The organism is Flavobacterium sp. (genome assembly GCF_035760125.1).
Lineage (GTDB): Bacteria > Bacteroidota > Bacteroidia > Flavobacteriales > Flavobacteriaceae > Flavobacterium.
This window is the reverse complement of sequence record NZ_DASTTN010000528.1, coordinates 1-9,875: the sequence shown is the minus strand read 5'-3', so window position 1 is coordinate 9,875 and position 9,875 is coordinate 1. Positions and strand designations below refer to the sequence as shown.

The 9,875-nt window shown below is 36.3% G+C and carries 10 protein-coding genes; 9 read left to right on the top strand and 1 reads right to left on the bottom strand.

Annotation, left to right across the window (positions count from 1 at the left end):
• From VFS71_RS18845 to VFS71_RS18805, 9 genes are all read left to right on the top strand, one after another.
• The coding region (locus VFS71_RS18845; RefSeq protein ID WP_326403191.1) for a TPM domain-containing protein at positions 1–436 on the top strand (436 nt) is incomplete at its 5' end.
• A 347-nt stretch (positions 437–783) separates the two neighbouring features.
• Positions 784–1,197: an Rrf2 family transcriptional regulator gene (locus VFS71_RS18840; RefSeq protein ID WP_326403190.1), complete on the top strand. Its 414-nt coding sequence runs from the start codon at positions 784–786 to the stop codon at positions 1,195–1,197.
• A 253-nt stretch (positions 1,198–1,450) separates the two neighbouring features.
• Positions 1,451–4,063 (top strand): TonB-dependent receptor, encoded by a 2,613-nt coding sequence (locus VFS71_RS18835; protein WP_326403189.1) that lies wholly within the window; start codon positions 1,451–1,453, stop codon positions 4,061–4,063.
• 94 nt (positions 4,064–4,157) lie between these two features.
• On the top strand, positions 4,158–5,105 hold the full coding sequence (locus VFS71_RS18830; protein WP_326403188.1) for a PstS family phosphate ABC transporter substrate-binding protein: 948 nt from the start codon (positions 4,158–4,160) through the stop codon (positions 5,103–5,105).
• Positions 5,106–5,202: 97 nt separating this feature from the next.
• Positions 5,203–6,096, top strand: coding sequence for a phosphate ABC transporter permease subunit PstC (gene pstC / locus VFS71_RS18825; RefSeq protein ID WP_326403187.1), 894 nt, complete (start codon positions 5,203–5,205; stop codon positions 6,094–6,096).
• An 11-nt stretch (positions 6,097–6,107) separates the two neighbouring features.
• Positions 6,108–6,947, top strand: coding sequence for a phosphate ABC transporter permease PstA (pstA, locus tag VFS71_RS18820; protein WP_326403186.1), 840 nt, complete (start codon positions 6,108–6,110; stop codon positions 6,945–6,947).
• A complete protein-coding gene (gene pstB, locus VFS71_RS18815) occupies positions 6,944–7,705 on the top strand; it encodes a phosphate ABC transporter ATP-binding protein PstB (protein WP_326403184.1) in 762 nt (253 codons plus the stop codon). The genes pstA and pstB overlap by 4 nt, the downstream gene beginning before the upstream one ends.
• Positions 7,706–7,774: 69 nt before the next feature.
• Entirely contained in the window at positions 7,775–8,515 is a 741-nt protein-coding gene (locus VFS71_RS18810) for a DUF2490 domain-containing protein (protein WP_326403183.1), read from the top strand.
• Positions 8,516–8,633: 118 nt separating this feature from the next.
• Positions 8,634–8,864, top strand: coding sequence for a hypothetical protein (locus VFS71_RS18805; protein WP_326403182.1), 231 nt, complete (start codon positions 8,634–8,636; stop codon positions 8,862–8,864).
• A gap of 59 nt (positions 8,865–8,923) precedes the next feature.
• On the opposite strand, the gene der is transcribed toward VFS71_RS18805, so the two are convergent.
• Positions 8,924–9,875: ribosome biogenesis GTPase Der (gene der, locus VFS71_RS18800; protein ID WP_326403181.1), on the bottom strand; the 952-nt coding region annotated here is incomplete at its 5' end.

Here is a 9,875-nt window from a genome sequence, read left to right as displayed (position 1 = left end):
TCGATTGACAGCAGGAATAGGAGGAGAAATAATCCGAAACATAATAGTTCCTGAATTTAAAGCCGGTAGTTATTACCAAGGTTTAGACAAAGGCACCAATGCTATTATTGATGTTTTCAAAGGAAAATACAAAGGCGAACGTAAACAAACCAAAGGAAAAGATTTTCCAATTTTACCAATCATTGTTATAGTTGTCATCGTTTTGATATTACTTTCCAAAAACAAAGGTGGCGGAAACAGTAATTCAGGAAACCGTGGCGGTGGCGGTGGCCCTAGCCTACTTGACGTCATTATTCTAAGCAGTCTCGGAAGAGGTAGCGGAGGTGGTTTTGGTGGCGGATCATCAGGCGGCGGATTCGGAGGCGGCGGTGGTGGCTTCGGCGGTGGTTTTGGCGGAGGAGGATTCTCCGGAGGAGGTTCTAGTGGAAACTGGTAAAAACATGTAAATATAAAATAAAAGAGAGTTCAGTAAGGACTCTCTTTTTTTGCTTTTTGAAATACATTTTTTTGTTTAGAAAACTAATATCGTAACCCATACAGAGACGACCGACATCCTTTCTTCTCTCGTCTTCAAACGAGACAAGAAAGACATAGCGGATGGCTGGACAAAGCTCCTTAATAGAAAAGACTTTACTCTTTATAATCCAAGAAACTTCTAGGATTAGTTTTTTGCAAAAAAATTAAGTTTTAAAAATTAAAAAAAAGTCTATATTTGACTTATAAATGTATTCATTGAAAAGAATCCATTCAATTTTATATCATTATAAAAATTAATCACACAGAATGCTTTCACATAAAACCAAATATGCCCTTAAAGCGCTTCTTTATTTAGCGCAACAAGATGAAAACCACATTTCAAGAACCATTGAAATTGCGGAAGGTGCCTCTATTCCAAAAAAGTTTTTGGAACAAATACTTTTGGATTTAAAAAGAGGTCATTTTGTAGGTAGCAAGCAAGGAAAATATGGGGGTTATTATCTTTTAAAAGACAAAGGAAGTATCACTTTGGCCGATATTCACCGATTATTTGACGGAGCTATCGCATTACTTCCATGTGCATCGTTAAATTTTTACGAACGTTGTTCAGATTGCGTAAGCGAGTCTGAGTGCGCATTAAGACACGGATTAGTGGCTATTCGAGACGAAACTTTGAAAGCAATGCAAGGCATTACAATCGCCTCATTGGTAAAAAAATAAAAAAATATTTTTTAAACTATACTAAGTTTGTAGAATTTATATATATTTGCATCGAATTAACGTATGATTAACAATCAAATTTATCCTTATGCAAACAATTACAAACAAAAAAATTGAAGTCAGGAAAACAAATAAGATAACTATTCTTTCAAGTATTGAAAAAAATATCACTCAAGTGATGTGTATGTGCATGTGCTAGATCTTTAAAAAAATTTATTTTAAATTCTACTAATTACATATAATATACAAAACAATGAGAACTATATCTATAAAAACAATTTCAAGTTTATTACTACTATTTATTTTTTCAACTTCATGGGCTCAAAGTCAAGTAACGGGAATTGTTACAGACAATCAAAATAATTTTTTGCCAGGTGCAAACATTATCATAAAAGGGACAAAATACAATACATCCTCTGATGCAAATGGAAAATTCAGCCTTGATACTCACGAGAAACTTCCTTTTACTCTTTTGATACAATATGTGGGCTATACAACCAAGGAAATAAAAATTATCCAACCAACGGAAGCTCCCTTAGAAATAAGCCTGACGCCTGAAGGCGAAAATGTTTTGGTTGAAGTGGTAGTTTCCTCTAGACGCCGAATCGAAAAAGTGCAAGATGTTCCAATTGCAATATCTGTAGTAACTGGTAAACAGGCAGAACAAACAGGTGCATTCAACGTGAACCGCATCAAAGAATTGGTTCCATCTGTACAACTTTATTCTTCAAACCCAAGAAATACGGGTATCAACATCCGTGGTCTAGGTTCTCCATTTGGACTTACCAATGACGGTATCGATCCAGGTGTAGGTTTCTATGTGGATGGTGTTTATTATGCACGTCCAGCCGCAACAACTCTTGATTTTATCGATGTAGAGCAAATTGAGGTGTTACGTGGACCACAAGGAACTTTGTTTGGTAAAAACACAACCTCTGGTGCATTTAACATAACTTCTCGTAAACCAAGCTTCACATCAGGTGCTGATTTTGAAGTGAGTTATGGTAATTATGCATACCTTCAAGCTAAGGCTTCGGTTACAGGAGCATTGAGTAAAAAAATAGCTGGTAGATTATCATTTTCTGGCACTCAACGTGATGGTGTAATTGATAATATTGCAACAGGAAAACCTACAAACACGTTAAACAATCAAGGTATTAGAGGTCAATTGCTTTATAAACCGACTGAAAACACCAATATTACATTGGCTGGAGACATTACCACTCAACATAATGATGGATACGCCCAAGTTGTTGCAGGTGTTGCACCTACGCAAAGAAAACCTTACCGTCAATTTGATGCAATTATTGCCGATTTAAATTATCAACTGCCAAGTTTGAATGCCTTTGACCGTAAGATTGACCACGATACGCCTTGGCGTTCCAATCAAGATTTAGGCGGAGCATCCCTTAATATTGATACCAAAATTGGAAACGGAACACTTACCTCAACAACAGCTTGGCGTTTTTGGACTTGGGATCCTTCCAATGACAGGGATTTTACAGGCTTACAAGTACTTGCTAAATCGCAAAATCCTTCAAGACAGACACAAATAACACAAGAGGTTCGTTATGCAGGAAAAATTACATCAAGAATAACTGGTGTTGCAGGTTTCTTTTTTATTGACCAAACATCAAAAACAAAAGGGACTGAAGAATCAGGTAATGCTCAATGGAGATTTTCTCAACAGAGCGTTAATTATAATAACAATGGTGTAAGTACACCTGTACCATTAGCATTATGGGAAACTCCGGATCTTCTTGAAGGATACGGTATAAAGACCGATGCCAAAATACATTCAGCAAGTACTGCAGTTTTCGGCCAATTGGACTGGGCTGTAACTGAAAAATTACATGTATTGCCAGGTTTACGATATAATTTTGATAAAAAAATTGCAGACTATAACCGTAAAACATACGGAGGTCTTCAAACTACCGATCCTCAACTATTAGCTATTAAAAAAGCTGTTTATACGGATCAACAATTTTCAACAGATATTGATGACACTGACTTTTCTGGAAATATAACAGTATCTTATAAAGCAACTGACAAAATCAATGTTTACGGTACTTATGCCAAAAGCTACAAACCAGTTGGTGTGAATGTAGCGGGACTTCCTACTCCGCCAGCGGGTCAGACTCTAAGTGATCTTGCGGTAGTTAAGCCCGAAAATGTAAACCATTATGAATTTGGAGTAAAAACTTCTCCTTTTAAAAATTCAATATTGAACTTGACTTACTATGATACAAATATCAAAGATTTTCAAACGAATGTTCAAGCTGCTGAATTGGGAGTGAATCGCGGGTATCTTGCCAATGCAGATGAAGTACGTGTAAGAGGTATAGAACTAGATGCAAGTATTAATGTTAATAAACATTTTACCCTTTACGGAGCTGCAACCTACTCTGACGGAAAGTATGTTAAATTCACCAATGCACCACTTCCTTTAGAAGAAACTGGAACTACTACTGCTGATGGAAAAGCTGTAAACTATAAAGATGTTTCAGGAACTGATTTACCAGGGGTTTCAAAATGGGCTGGAAGTTTAAGCGGTGAATACACTAAAGATGCAAAATTCTTTTCAAATGCTGGAAAATTCTTTATAGCTCTTGATGGTTATGCTCGCTCTGAATTCTCATCAAGCCCTTCTGCATCGAAGTATTTAGTAGTTCCTGGTTATGCTATCTTTAATGGTCGTCTAGGTTTCCGTGCATCAGAAGGTTTATCCATCCACGTTTGGGGACGCAATCTTTTAAACAAAAATTATTATGAACAATTGTTGCCTGCCGGAGGAAATTCAGGGCAATACGCAGCAGTATTAGGAGATCAAATCACTTATGGTATTACACTGAAGTACTCTCTATAATAAATCATTAAAAATCGCAAAGTTAACTTGATATAATCGCCAAGTTAACTTTGTGATTTATAAATTATTTTCAATTAAAAAATAAAAAGACAAGATGAAAACATATAGAAAAGCATTATTACTCACAATTGCATTAATAGCAGCAAACGTAACCCCAAATAAAGTTTCGGCACAAGATTTATCAGGAAATATCAGTATTTCTGGAGCATTTGCATTGTATCCTATTACTGTAAAATGGGCGGAAGAATTTAAAAAAGCACACCCAAAAGTTAAAATTGATATTCAGGCTGGTGGTGCCGGAAAAGGGATAACGGATGTATTATCCAAAGTAACCGATATTGGATTGGTATCACGCGAACTTAATGCCGCTGAATACAAAAAAGGAGCTTTTGCCGTTGCCGTTACCAAAGATGCCGTAATCCCAACCATAAGCGCAACAAGTCCCTATAGAAAAGTATTATACCAAAGAGGTGTAAAAAAGGAAGCCTTCAACAATATTTTCATCACAGGTAAATACAAAACGTGGAATGCATTGGGTTTCAAAAGCACTTCTCCAATTCATGTGTACACAAGATCTGATGCCGCTGGAGCTGCCGAAACTTGGGCTAGTTATTTTGGCAAAAAACAAGAAGACTTACAGGGAGTTGCCGTATTTGGTGATCCCGGATTGGCACAAGCTGTACAAAGAGATCCTTCTGGATTAGGTTTTAACAATATCGTTTATATCTACGATAACAAAACCAATAAACCGACCAATGGAATTGTTGCAGTTCCGATTGATCTTAACAATAACGGAAAATTAGATGCAGATGAAAATTTCTATAATGACATCGACCAATTAATTGCCGCCATTGTCTCTGGAAAATATCCATCACCTCCTGCAAGAGATTTGTATTTTGTAACCACTGGAAAACCAAACAATGCCGTTGTCAAAGCATTTATAAAATACATTCTTACGGATGGCCAAAAATTTGTAACTGAAGCGGGATACATTAAACTTTCCAAAGAAAAATTAACAAAGGAATTAGGAAAAGTAAAGTAATATTCTTCCAATAAATAAAACATCCACCCTAAAACAAGAACTGAAAACCATGAGTGGTTTAAAAACAGTTTTTGATAGGGTGGTTTACTATAATTAAATGAAAAATATAAGATTGCTCAAAGATCGATTCATCAGTAAAATATTTCTGGTGCTTACCCTCTTGTCTATTTCGACAGTAGTGTTGATTGCATTAGGATTATTCTACAAATCTATACCCATTTTAAACAGTACCTCACTTTATAATTTATTATTCTCCTCCGAATGGAAACCTTTTAAAGAAGCCTTCGGATTTTATCCTTTTATTGTTGGTACACTTTGGGTAACCGCAATTGCCATTATAATTGCTTTGCCTTTATCAATGCTGACAGCCATTTACCTTTCGGAATATGCTCACATTAGAGTACGAAAATTAGTTTTACCATTAATTGAATTATTATCTGGGATACCGCCTGTACTTTATGGTGTTTGGGGAGTCTTGGTAATTGTCCCTTTGATTCAGGATAAAATAGCGCCACATTTCGTAGAATTTACAACAGGTTATTCAGTGTTGGCGGGAGGAATCGTTTTGGCTATAATGATTTTCCCTCTTATTATCAGCATTGTAATTGAGGTGTTTGACAATGTGCCACAGGACTTACGAAACGCATCATTATCATTGGGTGCTACACAATGGCAAACTACCAAAAAAGTAGTTCTTCGTAAATCTTTTGATGGAATTGTAGCTGCTGTAGTTCTGGCAATTTCCAGAGCTTTTGGGGAAACCATAGCCGTTTTGATGGTTTGCGGCAATTTGGCTCAAGTTCCACATAGTCTATTCGATTCGGCTTATCCCCTACCAGCACTTATTGCCAATAATTATGGAGAAATGATGTCTATTCCGATGTACGATTCAGCATTGATGTTTGCGGCGCTACTCTTATTCGCCATTATCTTCTTATTCAATGCGGTGTCGAGAATTATTTTATATAGAATAGAAAAAAGCAATAACTAACAGGTATCAAAATGAGAAAAATAGAAGAAAATATATTCAAAGTTTTGATGATATTCAGCACTGTCATCATTAGCAGTACCTTGTTCATGATACTGTACACCCTTTTCTCGAGGGGTATTGGTTCGTTGAGTTGGGATATGGTTTCCAAAATCCCGGAAGGTGGTTTTTACATTGGTAAAGGAGGCGGTATTCTTAATGCCATAGTGGGATCGATCTATATCACTATTGGTTCCACTTTATTGGGACTTTTAATCAGTCTTCCAATTGTCATTTACATTAATGTGTATGCCAAAAGAAATGCAACTTTGGCTTCGATTACCCGATTGAGTTATGATATCCTGTTTGGCATTCCATCAATTGTGTATGGCGCTTTTGGATTTGCCATTATGGTCTATATGGGACTAAAAACCTCTTTATTGGCTGGAATTATCACGGTAACACTAATGATAATCCCGATTTTGGTGAGAGCCATAGACGAAGTAGTTCGGGTTGTCCCAGAAGACATGAGCAATGCTGTTTTTGCACTTGGCGGAACAAGATATGAAACGGCAAAAATCATATTGCGACAATCCATTCCAGGTATTATTACCGCAATATTATTGTCATTTGGTAGAGCTATTGGCGATGCTGCTTGTGTACTTTTTACGGCAGGCTTTACCGACAGCATCCCAACTTCACTCGATCAACCTGCTGCAACTTTACCGCTGTCCATATTTTTTCAGTTGAGCAGTCCTATTCAAGAGGTTCAAAATAGAGCGTACGCCGCAGCAGTTATCCTTACCATTATTGTTTTAATTATCAACATTGTTGCAAAAATAGCCAGCAAAAATCTTTCAAAAAATAAAATATGATCATCCAGCCACACATAAGTATCCAAAATTTAAATGTTCACATTGGTGAAAACCATATTTTAAAGAACATTAATCTTGACATTCCAGACAAGAAAGTGACCTCATTAATTGGTCCATCGGGTTGTGGAAAAACAACACTACTTAAAACCATGAATCGATTACTCGACCGTCAAAACGATGTACGCGTAGACGGTAAAGTCTTAGTCGATGGTGAAAACATTTACGATCCAAAAGCCGAAGTCACCCATATCCGAAAAAAAATGGGTTTGCTTTCGCAAAGACCTTTTCCGCTACCAATGAACATTTATGACAATATTGCCTATGGACAACGTATTCATGGAAACCACAACAGAGCATCCCTAGACGAAATCGTTGAAAAATACCTTCGTGGTGTTAATCTTTGGGACGAAGTAAAAGACAGACTAAAATCTCCTGCTACCCGATTATCCATTGGCCAACAGCAACGATTATGTTTAGCTAGAGGACTGGCGATTGAACCTGAAATTATTTTGGGTGACGAACCAACATCGGCATTGGACCCGATTTCGACCCAAGCCATTGAAGAATTGTTTATGGAATTAAAGGATAAATACACTATTGTTTTGGTTACGCACATTTTGCGTCAAGCCCGTAGAGTATCAGATTATATCGGTTTTGTATATATGGGAGAGATTATAGAATTCGGTCCTACAGAAGAAGTCCTTTTGAATCCAAAAGAAAAACTGACAAAGGATTATGTAAAAGGCTTTTTGGTTTAGTGACAAAAAAATAAATTCTATTTAAATTATAGAGTTTATGTACATTTGCCAAAAACTGAAATAGCCTTCATGAAAACCATTAGAATCTTTTGCCTTTTGTTAGTATGTTTTGTTTCCAAAGCACAGACCGAAAAAAATGTAGATCATCAAAGTTTACTTTGGACACGATATTACAACCAATTGACATTAAATAATAAATGGTCCATTCATACTGAATTTGACAATCGGATTTTCATGAATCCCGTAGAAAACAATTTATATGAAATGAGGATTCAAGGACGCTATAAAATCAATAACAACATAGAAGTGGGTGCAGGATATGCTTATTTCTCCGTTGCAACCCAAGTCCCCGAAGTCACTTATGATTTTAGAGTACCTGAATACAGAGGCCAACAGGACATAACTTGGAAGCAAGAATATGGTAACTTTACCCTGAATCAGCGCTTTCAAGTGGAAGAACGCTTTTTTCACAATGCCGATAAAGACGGATTGCTACCAGGAACTACTTACTATTGGAGACTCAGATACCGTCTTCAAGGGGAATTTTCCTGTTGGAAAAAACAAAGCCAATATTTAAAAGCGATTGTGTATGATGAGTTAATGATCAATGCTGGAGAAAAAGTTGTTAAAAACCCTTTTGACCAAAACAGGATTTACGCTGCTTTGCAATATGGTGTCAACAAAAATATAGCATTAGAATTGGGTTATTTAAACAGTTTCCAACAACGCGCAAGTGGTGTTGATTATTTTGACAGAGACATTATTAGGTTTACCTTTTTTCATAAAATAAACCTTCAAAAAAAGAGATAATAGAGAAAAATGCTCTTAAATTCCACCATATTATCAATCCAATTTTAAGAATTGATTAATGATGAATTAACTAAATTTTGTAAAAATAGACCGTAACTTTAATAGAAAAGTTAGGGCCATGAAAAATTTTGCAATTAAACTGACTTGGTTAACCACAATTTACCTTGTAGTTTTTGTAGCACTATGTCAAACAAAACTATTTTTCCCAGTTTTAATGGGTCTGTACCTTATTGGAGTAAGCTTACTGATATTTTTGATTTTTACCGTTTTGCATGATGAAGAATACAAAACAAATAAAAAATTTAAGGATTGGTATCGTGATAACTCTAAGAAAAATTTAGTTCACTAGGAAATCGTACTTTCAGAGCAAGACAAAAAAAGTCCCGATAAAATCGGGACTTTCTATTTTTATTTCTCTCTAATATAAATATCGATTGGCACTCCTGAGAAATCCCAGTTTTCTCTAATCTTATTCTCAAGGTAACGCTTGTAAGGTTCCTTAACATATTGTGGCAAATTGGCAAAAAACACAAACTGTGGCGTTTGAGTTGGCAACTGCATACAATATTTAATTTTCACATATTTCCCTTTGGTTGCTGGTGGTGGATATGCTTCAATCACTTTTAGCATGAATTCATTAAATTTCGAAGTCGGAATACGTTGTTGTTTATTTTCATAAACCTGAACAGTAGCTTCCAATGCTTTTAACAAACGTTGTTTAGTCAAAGCCGAAACAAAAAGAATAGGCACATCCGTAAATGGCATTAATTCTTTTTTGATTTTCTCTTCATAATCACGGGTTGACATCGTATCTTTTTCAACCAAATCCCACTTATTCACAAGGATTACAACACCTTTTCGGTTTTTCTCGGCTAACCAAAAAATACTTTGATCCTGACCTTCAAATCCACGGGTGGCATCAATCACCAAGATACAAATATCGGCATGCTCAATCGCACGAACCGAACGCATTACGGAGTAAAACTCCAAATCTTCTTTCACTTTAGCTTTACGACGAATACCTGCCGTATCAACCAAGTTGAATTCAAAACCAAAACGGTCAAACTTTGTATCGATAGCATCACGGGTAGTACCCGCAATATCAGTTACCATAAAACGTTCTTTACCAATTAATGCATTGATAAAGCTGGATTTCCCAGCATTAGGACGACCCACTACAGCAAAACGTGGCAAAACCACCGCTTCTTGAACAGGTTCTGGTTTCACTGGAAAAGCTTCAATTAAAGCATCCAATAAATCCCCAGTTCCGCTTCCAGAAATACTGGCAAACGTGTAATATTCTCCTAAACCAAGGTTATAAAACTCAAGAGCGTCTTTTTCACGCATGGCATTATCTACC

Coding starts and splice junctions, on each gene's coding strand:
- VFS71_RS18805 (WP_326403182.1), top strand. CDS start 8,634: ATGAAAAATTTTGCAATTAAACTGACTTGGTTAACCACAATTTACCTT.
- pstA (WP_326403186.1), top strand. CDS start 6,108: ATGAGAAAAATAGAAGAAAATATATTCAAAGTTTTGATGATATTCAGC.
- VFS71_RS18830 (WP_326403188.1), top strand. CDS start 4,158: ATGAAAACATATAGAAAAGCATTATTACTCACAATTGCATTAATAGCA.
- VFS71_RS18835 (WP_326403189.1), top strand. CDS start 1,451: ATGAGAACTATATCTATAAAAACAATTTCAAGTTTATTACTACTATTT.
- pstC (WP_326403187.1), top strand. CDS start 5,203: ATGAAAAATATAAGATTGCTCAAAGATCGATTCATCAGTAAAATATTT.
- VFS71_RS18810 (WP_326403183.1), top strand. CDS start 7,775: ATGAAAACCATTAGAATCTTTTGCCTTTTGTTAGTATGTTTTGTTTCC.
- pstB (WP_326403184.1), top strand. CDS start 6,944: ATGATCATCCAGCCACACATAAGTATCCAAAATTTAAATGTTCACATT.
- VFS71_RS18840 (WP_326403190.1), top strand. CDS start 784: ATGCTTTCACATAAAACCAAATATGCCCTTAAAGCGCTTCTTTATTTA.